Source organism: Streptomyces coryli (assembly GCF_011044975.1).
Classification (GTDB): domain Bacteria; phylum Actinomycetota; class Actinomycetes; order Streptomycetales; family Streptomycetaceae; genus Streptomyces; species Streptomyces coryli.
The window spans coordinates 25,971-40,172 of record NZ_JAAKZV010000048.1 but is presented as its reverse complement, the minus strand read 5'-3'; the positions used below and the strand labels follow the sequence as shown (position 1 = coordinate 40,172).

General features: G+C 71.3%; 11 protein-coding genes. 7 read left to right on the top strand and 4 right to left on the bottom strand.

Annotation, left to right across the window (positions count from 1 at the left end; genetic code table 11):
• From G5C51_RS13875 to G5C51_RS13860, 4 genes are all read left to right on the top strand, one after another.
• Nucleotides 1–370, top strand: a 370-nt coding sequence (locus tag G5C51_RS13875; protein ID WP_165236967.1) for a hypothetical protein, incomplete at its 5' end; no start/stop codon positions are given.
• A 1-nt stretch (nucleotide 371) separates the two neighbouring features.
• Entirely contained in the window at nucleotides 372–1,616 is a 1,245-nt protein-coding gene (locus G5C51_RS13870) for a PIG-L family deacetylase (protein WP_165236965.1), read from the top strand.
• 2 nt (nucleotides 1,617–1,618) lie between these two features.
• Complete coding sequence (locus G5C51_RS13865) at nucleotides 1,619–2,479, top strand: formyltransferase family protein (protein WP_165236963.1); 861 nt, start codon at nucleotides 1,619–1,621, stop codon at nucleotides 2,477–2,479.
• A gap of 259 nt (nucleotides 2,480–2,738) precedes the next feature.
• Nucleotides 2,739–4,838: a PQQ-dependent sugar dehydrogenase gene (locus G5C51_RS13860; RefSeq protein ID WP_338118127.1), complete on the top strand. Its 2,100-nt coding sequence runs from the start codon at nucleotides 2,739–2,741 to the stop codon at nucleotides 4,836–4,838.
• Between the two features lie 86 nt (nucleotides 4,839–4,924).
• Here G5C51_RS13860 and acnA read toward each other — a convergent pair whose 3' ends face one another.
• Nucleotides 4,925–7,642, bottom strand: coding sequence for an aconitate hydratase AcnA (gene acnA, locus G5C51_RS13855; protein WP_165236959.1), 2,718 nt, complete (start codon nucleotides 7,640–7,642; stop codon nucleotides 4,925–4,927).
• 265 nt (nucleotides 7,643–7,907) lie between these two features.
• Here acnA and G5C51_RS44280 point away from each other — a divergent pair, with 265 nt between their 5' ends.
• Nucleotides 7,908–8,639, top strand: coding sequence for a hypothetical protein (locus G5C51_RS44280; RefSeq protein ID WP_420824805.1), 732 nt, complete (start codon nucleotides 7,908–7,910; stop codon nucleotides 8,637–8,639).
• A 1,043-nt stretch (nucleotides 8,640–9,682) separates the two neighbouring features.
• On the opposite strand, the gene G5C51_RS13840 is transcribed toward G5C51_RS44280, so the two are convergent.
• Together G5C51_RS13840 and G5C51_RS13835 are read right to left on the bottom strand one after the other, a co-directional pair.
• Nucleotides 9,683–10,924, bottom strand: coding sequence for a lipase family protein (locus G5C51_RS13840; RefSeq protein ID WP_165236956.1), 1,242 nt, complete (start codon nucleotides 10,922–10,924; stop codon nucleotides 9,683–9,685).
• 160 nt (nucleotides 10,925–11,084) lie between these two features.
• Complete coding sequence (locus G5C51_RS13835) at nucleotides 11,085–11,483, bottom strand: Rid family hydrolase (RefSeq protein WP_165236955.1); 399 nt, start codon at nucleotides 11,481–11,483, stop codon at nucleotides 11,085–11,087.
• Nucleotides 11,484–11,581: 98 nt separating this feature from the next.
• Here G5C51_RS13835 and G5C51_RS13830 point away from each other — a divergent pair, with 98 nt between their 5' ends.
• Entirely contained in the window at nucleotides 11,582–12,115 is a 534-nt protein-coding gene (locus G5C51_RS13830) for a SigE family RNA polymerase sigma factor (protein WP_165236954.1), read from the top strand.
• A gap of 4 nt (nucleotides 12,116–12,119) precedes the next feature.
• Entirely contained in the window at nucleotides 12,120–13,043 is a 924-nt protein-coding gene (locus G5C51_RS13825; RefSeq protein WP_165236953.1) for a hypothetical protein, read from the top strand.
• Here G5C51_RS13825 and G5C51_RS13820 read toward each other — a convergent pair.
• Complete coding sequence (locus G5C51_RS13820) at nucleotides 13,034–14,164, bottom strand: acyl-CoA dehydrogenase family protein (protein ID WP_165236952.1); 1,131 nt, start codon at nucleotides 14,162–14,164, stop codon at nucleotides 13,034–13,036. The genes G5C51_RS13825 and G5C51_RS13820 overlap by 10 nt on opposite strands.
• Nucleotides 14,165–14,202: the final 38 nt, after the last annotated feature.

Here is a 14,202-nt window from a genome sequence, read left to right as displayed (position 1 = left end):
CACCCTCCCCACCCGCTGGCTGGCCGAGCACCTCGTCGGCACCGAATGCGACGCGACCCTCGCCGTCCTCGCCTGCGAGCGCCTCGAGCCGCGCTCCCTCGTGGGCCTCGCCAATCTTGTACGGGGCGGCTGGAAGGGCGTCGCCGAGACCCGCGCCGCCACCGTCGTGCGCCTGCTCAACTCCGGCTGGGACGAGGCGTCCCTCCCGGCGGCGGTGAACTCCGCCGAGAAGCTCTTCGAAGCCGGGACGGAGAAGACCGTCACCCTCCCCACCGGCCGCTTCGGCGACCACCCGGGCCCACGGGCCGCCGACTGGGACGCGCGCTGCCGGGACCTGGTGCCGCGGCATGTGCGCGAGGCCGGACTGTAGCGTGACCGGGCTGCGGATCCTGGCCGTCGGCGCCCACCCGGACGACATCGAGATCGGTGCCGGGGCGCTGATCGCGAAGGCGCGCGAACTCGGGCACCCGGTCGCCTTCCTGATCCTCACCGACGAGGACGGCTGCGGCGACCGCCGCCGGGCGGAGGCCGTACGGGCGGCGGCGGAGCTGGGCGTGGCGCGGCGGCACGTGCTCTTCGCCGGCCTGCGGGACGGCCATCTGCGTGCGGACGCCGCGGTGGTGGACCGGATCCGGCGGCTGCTGCGGCAGCACCGGATCGCCCCCGACGTGGTCGTCACCCACACCCAGGCCGACAGCCACAACGACCACGTCGAGGCGAACCGCATCGCCCACGCCGTCTTCCGCGACACGGCCTTCCTGCACTTCTCGGTGCACATCTCCGCCGAGCCCGACCGCTTCTCCCCCCGGGTCTTCGTCCACGTCACCCCGCAGCGCCTCGCCCGCAAGGACCAGGCGCTGCGCTGCTACGCCACCCAGCAGCCGCGCATGGACCGCCTCGACCTCGCGACGTACGAGGCAGGCCTCGGCCGACTGGCCCGCCTCGCCCGGGCCGAGGGCTTCGAGACCAGCGTCCAGTACGGCACCGCCGACGCCCTGCGCAAGTCCGTCGGGCTGAGCGACTCGCCCTTCCACCGCTTCTGGCAGCCGGTCGTCGCGGACGGCACCCTCACCCTGCTCTACGGGGCCGAGCACCGCCTCGACCCCCACGAGCCGCCGCACTGGCGCGTCGCCCAGGACGTGCTGCGCCAGGCCTTCATCGATTGCTGGCCGCCGCCGTACCCGCTGCGGGAGACGTACGCGAACACCGACGAGGCGCTCGCCGCCGCCAGCGCCGGCAGCGTCATCGCCATGGGCGACGCCGCGTCGAACCAGATCACCGCGAAGCTCTCCGGCTCCGGCCGGCTCGCGTGGGAGGTGACAACCGACGGCCGCCTTTCCGACCTCCGCACCGGCAGCCCGCTGCCGCACCCGCACGCGGGCTATGTCGCCCGCGTCGCGGGCCCGTTCCTCGACGGCGCCACCGTCGTGGCGACGGCCGCCACCACCGGCGCCGCGGCCCGGGCCGGCATGGAACTGCTGGCCGACCCCGGCCGGTTCGCCGCCGCGGCCGGGCCGCTCGGCGTGCTCGACCACCGCCCCACCGCCCAGTTCGCCTATGCGACGGACCCGGCGACGGGCGCACTCGACATCCTCGACGTAACGGAAGGGAACTGACGGTGCCGACACGTCTGGTGCTGGTGTCAGGGCACATCTTCGGCCGCCGCGCCTACGAGGGAATCTTCTCGTCCGCGGCCTGGCTGGAAGGCAACCTGGAGGTCCCGCTGATGATCGGCCTGCCGGCCGCGAAGGCGCCGGGGACGGTGGGTTACGCCGGACTCGCCGACCTGGCCGCGGAGCAGGGCGCGGACTTCGCCGAGGCAAAGGACCCGACGCTACGGGCCTCGGCCGACCGGATCCGCGCCTGCGCGCCGGACTACCTGCTGGTGATCGGCTGGTCCCGGCTGATACCGCCGGAGGTGCTGGCGGTCCCCGCGGCCGGCGCCATCGGCATGCACCCCACCCGGCTGCCGTTCGGCCGCGGCCAGGCGCCGATCCCCTGGACGATCATCAAGGGCCTGGACTCCACGGCCCTTTCGGTCTTCCTCCTCCGGGCCGGGGCCGACACCGGCCCGCTGATCGCCCAGTACGAGCTGCCGGTGCGCCCGCGCGAGACCTCGGCGTCGCTCTTCCACCGCGTCGGCCACACCCACTTCACCGCCGGCCACGACCTGGCCGAGCGGCTGTCCGCCAGCCGGCCGGAGGGCACCCCGCAGAACGACGCCGAAGCCACCCGCTGGCCCAAGCGCCGCCCGGCGGACGGCCGCCTCGACCACGCGATGACGTACCCGGAGATCGACGCCCTGGTGCGGGCCCAACTCGGCCCGTATCCACGGGCCTTCGTGGCCCTCGACGGCCAGGACATCCCCGTCCGCGGCGCCCGGCTGAGCCCCGGCCCCGAGTCGAAGCTGGAGGAGCTGCTGCCGCGGACGGTCCGCTTCGGCTGCGCCGACGGCGTCGCCGAGCTGACCCGCGACTAGGCAGTTTCCCCTGACTCAGGACGAAGTTTTGCCAATTCCGGTCATAGCCATTGGTAAGCCGGTGAAAGAGCCTTAGCCTCCAGAGCGCCGCTGTCGCCTTTGGAGAGGGTGGGGGGCGGGGGGTCGATGTGGTGCGCTGCTTCAGCGGTGGTGGCTGCACAGCACCAGTACTCCCGCCTGTCCTCTCAAGTCCCTGGGAGGGTTGATGTCCGGAAGACTCAGCTTAGGAAGACGCAGGCTAGGAAGATTCAGCGCGGTCGTGGCCGGTCTGGTCACTGCCGCACTCCTCACGGCGCCCGGTGTCTCGGCAGCACCCCCGGCGACCGACTCCGCCGCACCCGCGGCATCCGCCGGCGCCGACGCGCCACCCCCCGACTCCAGCTTCGAGAAGGTCACCCTCAACGACCGGCCCGGCGAGCCGATGGACCTCGCCGTGCTGCCGGACAAGACGGTCCTGCACGTGACCCGCAAGGGCCAGATATGGCAGAACAACCCCGACTCCGGGGTCAACAAGCTGGTCGCCGAGATGGACCTCTACCTGCACGACGAAGAGGGCCTGCAGAACGTGGCGATCGACCCCGGCTTCGAGAAGAACCGCTGGGTGTATCTCTACTACTCGCCCAAGCTGGACACGCCGGTCGACGACCCGGTCACCCCGGCCAACGAGGGTGACGCGCCGTTCGACGGCACCTCGGCCGACTGGGACAAGTTCAAGGGCCATCTGCAGCTGTCGCGCTTCAAGTTCACCGGCGGCAAGCTGCACATGGACACCGAGCAGAAGATCATGCAGGTGCCGGTGGACCGGGGCATCTGCTGCCACGTCGGCGGTGACATCGCCTTCGACGGCGACGGCAACCTCTACTTGACGACGGGCGACGACACCAACCCGTTCGAGTCGCAGGGCTACTCCCCGATCGACGAGCGCTCCACCCGGCACCCGGCCATGGACGCGCAGCGCACCTCCGCCAACACGAACGACCTGCGCGGCAAGGTGCTGCGCATCAAGGTCGGCCGCGACGGCTCGTACGCGATACCCGGCGGCAACCTCTTCAAGAAGGGCACCCCGAAGACCAAGCCCGAGATCTACGCCATGGGCATGCGCAACCCGTTCCGGATCGAGGTCAACCGCGAGACGGGCGCGGTCTACGTGGCCGACTACTCGCCCGATGCCAGGCAGGCCGACCCGAAGCGCGGCCCGGCAGGCCACGGCCGCTGGTTCCAGGTGAACAAGGCGGGCAACTACGGCTGGCCGTACTGCGTGACGCCGACCATGCCGTATCAGGACTACGACTTCGCCACCGGTGAGTCGCGCGGGGCCTTCGACTGCGCCAAGCCGGTCAACCAGTCGCCGAACAACACCGGGTTGACCGAGCTGCCGCCGGTGCAGCAGCCGGACGTCTGGTACTCGTACAGCGCCTCGGCCGAGTTCCCCGGCCTCGGCACCGGCAGCATCGGCCCGATGGCGGGACCGGCGTACGACTACAACCGCCGGGTGGCGAACAAGCCCGGCTCGGTGGCCTGGCCGCGCTACTACGACGGTGTGCCGCTGTTCCACGAGTGGACCCGCGACTACATCAAGGAGTTCCGCCTCGACAGCTCCGGCAAGGTGGCGGCGATCAACCCGGTCGTGCCGACGGTCGGCAGCCCGACGGTCGACAACCCGATGGACATCGAGTTCGGCCCGGACGGCGCGCTCTATGTCCTCGAGTACGGCGACGGCTACTTCAGCGAGAACGAAGACGCCCAGCTGGCCCGCATCGACTACATCGGCCCCGGCGGCAACCACGCGCCGGACCCGAAGATCAGCGCGACGCCGGTCAAGGGCCTGTCCCCGCTGAAGGTCGACTTCTCCAGCGCGGGCACGTCCGACCCGGACGGCGACAAGCTCCGCTACGCGTGGGACTTCAACGGCGACGGCCGTACGGACTCCCGGTCCGCCAATCCGTCGTACACGTACACCAAGGACGGCGTGTTCAAGGCGACGCTCACCGTCACCGATGAGCACGGCCGGCACGCGTCCTGGGACGTGGACATCACGGTCGGCAACCAGGCTCCGGTGGTGGAGCTGGTGAAGCCGGCCGCGAACCAGCCGTTCACGTTCGGCGACGCGGTCGCCTTCGAGGTCAAGGTGACCGACGAGGACCCGATCGACTGCAGCAAGGTCCAGGTCCACTACCTCATCGGACACGAGACCCACGGCCACCCGCAGACAACGGCCGCGGGCTGCACGGGCACCATCCAGACCGCGCCGGTCAGCGGCCACGACCCGAACGAGATCACGGCCGTCTTCGTCGCGGAGTACGCGGACTCCACCGGCCTGTCCGGCTCCGATCAGGTGGTGCTGAAGCAGACTCCCTGATCACGTCCTGATCCCGACGCACACGGCAGAGGGCCGCACTCCCGCACAGCGGCGGGGGTGCGGCCCTCAGGCCTGTTACGGACGCGTCAGCCGCGGATCAGCGACCGCAGCACGTACTGCATGATGCCGCCGTTGCGGTAGTAGTCCGCCTCGCCGGGGGTGTCGATGCGGACCTTGGCGTCGAACTCCACGCCGCTGTCCGTGGTGACCTTGACCGTCTCCGGGATGCCGCCGTCGTTCAGCGCGGTGATGCCGGTGAAGGTGAAGGCCTCCTCGCCGGTCAGGCCGAGCGACTCGGCCGTGGCGCCCTCGGGGAACTGCAGCGGCAGCACGCCCATGCCGATCAGGTTCGAGCGGTGGATGCGCTCGTACGACTCGGCGATGACGGCCTTCACGCCGAGCAGCGCGGTGCCCTTGGCGGCCCAGTCGCGGGACGAGCCGGAGCCGTACTCCTTGCCGGCCAGCACGACCAGCGGGATGCCCTGGTCGATGTAGTTGCGCGAGGCGTCGTAGATGAACGACACCGGGGCTTCGGCCTTCGTGAAGTCGCGGGTGTAGCCGCCCTCCGTGCCCGGCGCGATCTGGTTGCGCAGGCGGATGTTGGCGAAGGTGCCGCGGATCATGACCTCGTGGTTGCCGCGGCGGGAGCCGTAGCTGTTGAAGTCGCGGCGCTCGACGCCGTGCTCCGTGAGGTACGTGCCGGCCGGGGTGTCGGCCTTGATCGCGCCCGCCGGCGAGATGTGGTCGGTGGTGACCGAGTCGCCGAGCTTCGCCAGCACGCGGGCGCCCGCGATGTCCTCGACCGGGGACGGGTCCATCTGCATGCCCTCGAAGTACGGGGGCTTGCGGACGTAGGTGGACTCGGTGTCCCACTCGAAGGTGTTGCCGGTCGGGACCGGCAGCGCCTGCCACTGGGCGTCGCCGGCGAAGACGTCCTCGTAGGACTTGGAGAACATGTCCTCGCCGATGGCGTTGGCGACGACGTCGTTGACCTCCGCCTCGGACGGCCAGATGTCTTCGAGGTAGACCGGCTTGCCGTCCTGGTCGATACCGAGGGCGTCCTTGGTGATGTCCACCTTCATGGAGCCCGCGATGGCGTACGCGACGACCAGCGGCGGGGAGGCCAGGTAGTTCATCTTGACGTCGGGGTTGATGCGGCCCTCGAAGTTCCGGTTGCCGGAGAGGACCGACGTCACCGCGAGGTCGTGGTCGTTGACGGCCTTGGAGACCTCGTCCGGCAGCGGGCCGGAGTTGCCGATGCAGGTGGTGCAGCCGTAGCCGACGAGGTTGAAGCCGACCTTGTCCAGGTACGGGGTCAGGCCTGACTTGTCGAAGTAGTCGGTGACGACCTTCGAGCCCGGGGCGAGGGTGGTCTTGACCCACGGCTTGCGGGTCAGGCCCTTCTCGACGGCCTTCTTCGCGACGAGCGCGGCGGCGACCATCACGTACGGGTTCGAGGTGTTGGTGCAGGAGGTGATGGCCGCGACCGTCACCGCGCCGTGGTCCAGCTCGTACGTGGTGCCGTCGGGGGCGGTCACCGGGACCGGGTTCGACGGGACGCCGTTCGGCGAGACGGCCGGGGCGTCGGAGGCCGGGAAGGACTCCTTGCCGGACTCGTCGACCGAGTCGACGTAGTTGAGGACGTCCTGCTTGAACTGCTCGGCGGCGTTGGCGAGGACGATGCGGTCCTGCGGGCGCTTCGGCCCTGCGATCGACGGGACGACCGTCGACAGGTCCAGCTCGAGCTTCTCGGAGAAGTCCGGCTCGGCGGCCGGGTCCAGCCACATGCCCTGCTCCTTGGCGTACGCCTCGACGAGCGCGACCTGCTCGTCGGAACGGCCGGTCAGGCGCATGTACTTGAGCGTCTCGTCGTCGATCGGGAAGATCGCGGCGGTGGAGCCGAACTCCGGCGACATGTTGCCGATGGTGGCGCGGTTGGCGAGGGAGGTGGCGGCGACGCCCTCGCCGTAGAACTCGACGAACTTGCCGACGACACCGTGCTTGCGCAGCATCTCGGTGATGGTCAGCACCAGGTCGGTGGCGGTGGTGCCGGGCTTGAGCTCACCGGTCAGCTTGAAGCCGACGACCCGCGGGATCAGCATGGACACCGGCTGGCCGAGCATCGCGGCCTCGGCCTCGATGCCGCCGACGCCCCAGCCGAGGACGCCGAGGCCGTTGACCATGGTGGTGTGCGAGTCGGTGCCGACCAGGGTGTCCGGGTAGGCGACGCCGTTACGGGTCATGACGACCCGGGCCAGCTTCTCGATGTTCACCTGGTGGACGATGCCGGTGCCGGGCGGGACGACCTTGAACTCGTCGAAGGCGGTCTGGCCCCAGCGCAGGAACTGGTAGCGCTCCTTGTTGCGGCCGTACTCGAGGTCGACATTCTGCTTGAAGGCGTCGTTGGTGCCGAACTTGTCGGCGATGACGGAGTGGTCGATGACCAGCTCGGCCGGGGCCAGCGGGTTGATCTTGTCGGCATCGCCGCCGAGCTCCTTCACGGCCTCGCGCATGGTGGCGAGGTCGACGACGCAGGGCACGCCGGTGAAGTCCTGCATGATCACGCGGGCGGGCGTGAACTGGATCTCCTGGCTCGGCTGAGCCTGGGAGTCCCAGCCGCCGAGGGCCCGGATGTGGTCGGCGGTGATGTTCGCGCCGTCCTCCGTCCGGAGCAGGTTCTCCAGCAGCACCTTCAGGCTGTACGGCAGTCGGGCGGAGCCCTCCACCTTGTCCAGCCGGAAGATCTCGTACGACTCGCCGCCCACCTGCAGGGTGCTGCGGGCGTCGAAGCTGTTCGCCGACACGACAGTCTCCTTCGTCACTTTGCGCCTTCCACCGCAATCCTGCCGTTACGCCCGATTTTCTCCAAAAGGAGCGGGGGCGACCGCGGGGTGGCCTTCGGCAGATATCTCGATGTCGAGATAACCCTACTCCATGGGTGCCCGGGGCGGTCGAGTACCCGGGCTCTCGGGTATCAGCCCAGCTGCGCACCGGCCCTCCACCGCGCGGCGGAGGTGGTCCATTCCCGCGGGTGATGGAGCGGGCCGCCGCGGTCGCGAGGCTGGACGCATGGAGATACGGAAGGCCTGGAAGGCCGCCCATCAGCCCGTTCCCGGGGTGCCGCGCTGGGCCAGGAGATGCGCGCTCGCCGTCCCGTTCGTCGTGCTGCCGTCCGGGCTGTGGCGGCTCGGCATTTGCGTGTATCCGCAGCTCGGCGGTGCTGCCGACGCACTCGACGACTCCGGCCCGCTGCCGTGGTGGTTCCCGGTGCAGCTCTACATCGTGCTCCTGTCCGTCGTCTCCGAGCTGCTCGCCTTCACCGCGATCGGCCTGATCGCCCGGTGGGGCGAGGTCTGGCCGCGGTGGGTGCCGGTGCTGCGCGGGCGGCGGGTGCCGGTGGCGGCGGCGGTCGTCCCCGGCGCGCTCGGCGCCGCGGCGCTGATCGCGCTGTGGGGCATGTTCGCCGTCACCTTCATCACCGGGACCACTCTGCAGGGCGACCCGATGGCCGAGGACGACCCGCTGACCAGCGGCGGCTGGCGCACGCTCGTCTTCATCGCCTGCTATGCCCCGCTCCTCCTCTGGGGCCCGCTGCTCGCCGCCGTCACCTGGGCGTACTGGCGCCGGCGGCGCAGCGCGGGCGGCGGTCAGAGCAGCGGCGAGAACGTCTGGGTGTCGCCGTCCGAAGCCGACGTCGCCGACGTCGCCGACGTAGCCGACGACGACGAGTCCGCGGAGCGATCGCGGAAGGCCAGCGCGAGGACGATGACCGTCACCGCCGCCAGGGCGCCGAAGAGGTAGGTGGCGGTGCGCAGGATCTCCGTCGTGTTGTCGAAGGCGATGTCGGTCCAGGACGGGACGCGGGTCGCGTCGAGATTGCTGTCGTACGTGGACCACAGCACCGCGATCCGCGCCATCAGGTACAGCAGGACACCGGACAGCACCAGCATCGCGCCACGCGCCCAGCGGCGCCCGTACAAAGCGATGACCCCCACGGCGAGCAGGGCCAGGACGATCGCGGCCTGGTGGTAGTACGGCGCGAGGACCGACGGGTCCTGCCTGCCGGTGGGGTAGCCGATGGCGCGGAAGAACTCCTCGACGCCGTTCGGCAGGAACGGCACGTTCTTGGTGAAGCGCAGGTCGGTGTCCGGGGCCGCGTAGCCCGGGTCCTGGCGCAGCTCCCAGACCTTCCAGCCGATGGCGGCGGCGGCATAGACCAGCAGCAGCGCGCCGCCGACCGCCAGCGGCCAGCGGCGCGCGGCGACGCCCTCGCCGGGGTCCTCCGTGGCGCGGGCCATGAGGAAGACGACGACGGCGCCGACGATCAGCGCGGCGCCGAAGGTGCTCAGGTACCACTCGCCGATCCGGTGCTCCGTGAAGCTCTCGCGATAGCCGCTGTCCAGCCCGATCGCGATGCCGTCACGGACCGCGAGCCCGACCAGGATCACGCCGAGCACGAGCGCGCCGCCGCGGGCGAGGCGGCGGCGCAGCAGCGCGAGGACGCCGACGGCTATAAGGGCGAGGGTCAGGATCCACTCGTACGGAGAGAGGTACGCGGCCGCCACCGGCTGCGCCGGGTCGACCAGCCCCTGGGCGAGATCGGCGACCGACTGCCGACCGTCGCGCATCGCGTATACGATCCACGCGATCAGTCCGCCGGCATAGGCGAGCAGCAGCATCCCGCTGACGATGTAACGCCCGGAATGCCGCTGCGGAGCGCGGCCCGCCGGGTACAGCGAATCGGCCGCGGGGCCCTCGAACTGCATGGTCATGACACACCTGTCCTTGCGTCGACGTCCCCGTACCCGTGCGTGATCGATCCTGGCCGCTCGAACAGGCGGTGTCTAGAACTTCCCGCAGTTCCCGGTGGTCTGCTTGCCGCGGAAGCGGTCGTCGAGCCAGGCGGCGGAGTCGCGTACCGCGTCCGGCATCGCGGTCGCGTGGCCGCCGACCAGCGGGGTGCCGAGGAGGGTGCGGAACTCGGTGTTGGCGCCCTTCGCGCACCAGTCCTTCGCCATTTGCTTGCCCGTGTCGTACGGGATGACGTCGTCGAAGATGCTGTGCTCGACGAGGACCGGCATGGAGGGCTTGGCCTGGCCGATGCGGTTCTCGGCCACGATCTTGTCGAACGGGGCCTGGCCGAGATACGCGGAGACCGGGCGGCCGTCCTTCGTCAGAGAGCTGGTCCTGGTGAACATGTACTTCGAGACCGCGTCGCCCGTGCAGGTGCTGCGGGCCGCCTCGAAGAATTCCTTGCCCTTGTCGTTCGCCAGGTCGGTGAGGATCTTCGACTCGGGGTACGCCGTGTCGATACCGACCAGCGCGTAGCCGAGGAAGGCCACGTACAGGCCGCCGTCCAGGCTCTTGGCGAGCACCGCCTTGTCGGCGGGCGCGGCGCCGGGGGTGGCGCCCTTGATGTTCAGCTCGGGGGCGTAGGAGGAGGCGAGTTCGGCGGCCGAGGCGGCGGCGCCGCCGCCCTCGGAGTAGCCCGCGATGCCGAGCGGCGCCTTCTTGGCCAGGCCGGTGCCCGGGAGCCGGGTGGCGGCCCGGAGCGCGTCGAGGACGGTGTGGGCCTCCGACAGGCGCATCACGTAGGTGTGTTCCCCGGGGGTGCCGAGGCCCTCGTAGTCGGTCTGGGCGACGGCGAAGCCCTTGGCGAGCAGGGCGTCGACGTAGCTGCCCTGGAAGCCGCCGGCGGGGTCGCCGGAGCCCTGCCCGGTCAGGCCCTTCGACGGCGCGCACTGGTCGCCGAGGCCCGCGGTGAAGGGTGCGTACGCGACGATGGGGCGGTCGCCGGGGCCGGTCCAGGGGGCGTTGGGGACGATCACGCTGCCGGTGACGGGGATCGGCTTGTTCTTGGCGCTCCGGCTCAGGTACATGATCCGGGTGGCCTTGGCGTTGTTGTACGTCGCCTGCTGGGACTTGAGCACGTCGCCGTTCGCGCCCGCGGGGAGCGGCGACGGCGGGGTGTAGAAGTCCTCTTCTGCGACGGCGGCGGGGACGGCGACGGTCAGGGCGGCCACGATGCCGGCGGCCCCCAGGACCGTACCGGCGCGCGCTAACAGGCGATGTCTCATTCCGGGCATGGGCGCACTCCTCAGGGGCGAGCCGGCCCTGGCCCGTAGCTACGGCAACAATGTCCGCGCCAGGCTGGCGGGGCCTCGGAAGGCTGTCAACGCACGCAGGGAAACTCCTGGTCCCGGCGACAAAGCCCGCCGGGACCACCCGCACTTGCGGAGCAATCCGCTACGGCAGCACCGCGATCCCGTCCAGCTCCACCATCGCCGCCTCGTCCCACAGCCGGGTCACGCCGATCAGCGCCATCGCCGGATACGTGTCCCCGACCCGCCGCTTCCAGATCCGCCCGATCTCCCCCGCATGCTCGCGATACGCCTCGGGGTCGGTCGTATAGACCGTGACCCGGGTCAGCTGCGACGGGTCGCCGTCCGACGCCGCCAGCGCCGTGAGCAGATTGCGCAGCGCCTGCTCGAACTGGCCGGGGAGCGTATCCCCGACGATGTCGCCATGCGCGTCGAGCGCGGTCTGCCCGGCCAGGAAGACCAGCGTCCCGCCGGTGGCGGTGACGGCGTGGCTGAAGCCGGAGGGCTTGGCGAGGGACACGGGGTTGATGCGGTGCACGGTCACGGTGGCAAGGGCTCCTCTGCGGCGGGTGACATGAACGTACTCTCGTCGCGTCGTAGGGGTGAGCAGGTCACGCGTACGGCGAGGCGGGGAGTGGGCGGGTGGAGCGACATGGCGGATCCGGCGGATCCAACGGACGGCGCGCCGAGTTCGAGGAGTACGCGAACCTCCGCGGGCCGCAGCTGTTCCGCACCGCCCTGCTCCTGACGGGCGGCGACTGGCACCAGGCCGAGGACCTGGTGCAGACGGCGCTCGCCCGGGTCTACGCCTCGTGGGTGCGGGTGCGGGGCGCCGACAACCGGGACGCGTATGTGCGCACGGTGCTGGTCCGCGCCCACATCGCCCAGCGCCGGCGGAAGTCGAGCGGCGAGCGGCCGGTGGCCGCACCGCCCGACGGCGCGGCGCGCGGCACGGACCCGGCGCTGCGGGTGGCGCTGCTGCAGGCCCTCGCGCGGCTGCCGGCGAAGGACCGGGCGGTGCTGGTGCTGCGCTACTGGGAGGACCGGAGCGTGCAGCAGACCGCGGCCGACCTGGGGCTGCGCCCCGGCACCGTACGCAATCGCAGCATGGCCGCGCTGGCCCGGCTGCGCGAACTGCTCGGCGACGAACGCGAATCACTGACGGCGGGGAGCTGAGCCCATGCGACAGGACCACATCGACGAGCACGAAGCGCCGGAGCTGACCGAGGCCATGAGCCGCGCGGTCGGCGGGCTGGCGCCCGACCACCCCGGTGACCTGGTGGCGGGCGCCGTACGACGCGGCCGGCGGCTGCGCGCACGGCGCTGGGGCGTGGCCGGGGGTACGACCCTCGCCGCGGCGGCCGCGGTGACCGCGGCCTCGGTCTTCGGCGCGTATCTGCCGACGGTGGCGCCCGGCGACCGGGAGGTCACCGTGCTGCCGGGAGCGGAGCAGGCCGGCGGAAAGATCGATTTTCCCGATTACACCCTCCTGCCCAGGCATCCCGAGGCGCCACCGGGCAAGGAGCCTCTGACCGCGCGCGGGGCGGCCTGGCTCCTCAAGGAGCTGGTGGGTGGCGGCACTTCCGGCTATCAGGGACAGGCCTCCCCGACCGAGCGGATGGGCGCGTACGAGGCGTACGGGCGGCTCAAGGCCGACGCGGGCATCGCCGGCGCCGAGACGGACGTCAGCGTCCAGGGCGGCTTCGGGCGGGACATGCAGAAGCAGGGCGGGCTCGCGGGCTTCTACGACTGCGACAAGCGGGAGGGCGAGGGGGAGGTCACCAGCTGCTCGGCCGGCAAGCTCCCCGACGGCTCGGTGCTGCTCGTCTATGAGGACCGCTCGGGCCTGCTGCTGCGCCGCCACGCCGACCTGCTGCGTCCGGACGGCACCCGCGTCTACGTCAACACCTCCAATGGCTCGGATATCGAGGACGGCCCGGTCGTCGCGCCGAACCCGCCGCTGAGCCTCGATGAGCTGCGCCGCATCGCGACCAGCCCGCGGTGGGATGTGTGGGTGTCGCCGTCGGTCAACGAGAAGGCGAAGCGGCTGAAGCCGTTCAAGGATCTGTCGACCGTCGGAGAGGCTGTCCCGGATCAGCGGTAGAGCTCCTTCGCGATGATCGTGCGCTGCACCTCCGTGGCGCCCTCGTAGATGCGCGGGGCGCGGACCTCGCGGTAGAGGTGTTCGAGGAGGTGGCCGGACTGGAGGGCGCGGGCGCCGTGGAGTTGGACGGCGGCGTCCACGACGTACTGGGCGGTCTCGGTGGCGAGGAGCTTCGCCATCGCGGCGCGGCGGGCCACGTCAGAAGCGCCCGCGTCGTACGCCGCGGCCGCCGCGTGTACCAGCAGCCGGGCCGACTCCACGCGGGTGGCCATCTCGGCCAGGGTGTGGCCGACCGACTGCAGGTCCTTCAGTGGGGCGCCGAAGGCCTGTCGCTCGCCCGCCCAGGTGAGCGCGGCGTCCAGGGCCGCCTGGGCCATGCCGACGGCGAAGGCGCCGACGCTGGGGCGGAAGAGGTTGAGGGTGGCCATCGCGGTGGTGAAGCCGCGGTCGGTCTCGCCGAGCACGTCGGCCGTCGTCACCGGGACGGCGTCGAAGCGGAGGGTGCCGATGGGGTGCGGGCTGAGCATGGACAGCGCTGAGCCGGTCAGGCCCGGGCGGTCCGCCGGTACGCAGAAGGCCGTGACGCCGCGGGCGCCGGCGGCCGGGGTGGTACGGGCGAAGACGGTGTAGACGTCGGCCTCGGGGGCGTTGGAGATCCAGGTCTTCTCGCCGGTGAGCCGCCAGCCGTCCTCCCCGTCCCGCGAAGCGGCCAGCTCCAGCGCCGCCGCGTCCGAGCCCGCTCCCGGCTCCGACAGCGCGAAGGCGGCCACCGCCTGCCCGGCCGCCACCCGCGGCAGCCAGCGCGCCTGCAGCTCCTTGGTGCCGTGCAGCGCGATCGGATACGCGCCCAGCCCCTGCAGCGCCAGCGCCGTCTCCGCCTCCGTGCACTCCCGGGCGAGCGACTCGCGCAGCAGACACAGCTCCAGCGCCGATACGGGCGTGCCGTCGGGCGGGAAGACCCGCTCCAGCAGCCCCAGTTCGCCGAGCGCGGCGACCAACGGGCGGTTCACCCGCCCCGGTTCACCGGCCTCCGCCACGGGGCGCAGCCGCTCACGCGCCAGCGCGCGCAGCTCCGCGCACCACCGCTCCTCCCCCTCCTCCAGCGCGAACCGCCTCGCCATCGGACCACCGCCCCATTCTTTGAATATCGCGCACTGTT